Origin of the sequence: Bacillus sp. SIMBA_074 (assembly GCF_046534555.1) — a bacterium.
Taxonomy (GTDB): domain Bacteria; phylum Bacillota; class Bacilli; order Bacillales; family Bacillaceae_G; genus Bacillus_A; species Bacillus_A mycoides.
In genome coordinates this window covers 1-274 of the sequence record NZ_JAWRYM010000477.1, presented here as the reverse complement: position 1 = coordinate 274, position 274 = coordinate 1, and the positions used below count along the sequence as shown (strand labels likewise).

Annotated in this window: 1 protein-coding gene; it reads left to right on the top strand. The window is 47.1% G+C overall.

Going from position 1 to position 274, the window contains the following annotated elements:
- On the top strand, positions 1 to 274 hold a 274-nt coding region (locus SB773_RS31650; RefSeq protein ID WP_410594280.1), incomplete at both ends, for an iron chelate uptake ABC transporter family permease subunit.

Genomic DNA, 274 nt, shown 5'->3' with positions numbered 1-274 from the left:
CCAGAACATGTCAGCTTGGCTTCACGGAGATTTTTCCTCCATTATGAAAGGCAGCTATGAGCTTCTGTACATAAGCATCCCACTGGTGATTATCGCGTATCTGTTTGCCAACAAGTTTACGATTGCAGGGATGGGTGAAGAGTTCGCCATCAATCTGGGGTTGAACTACAAGCAGGTCGTCAATATTGGTTTGGTCATAGTCGCTATGGTTTCTTCCGTCGTGATTCTGACGGTCGGGACGATTCCGTTTCTCGGCTTGATCATTCCCAACATC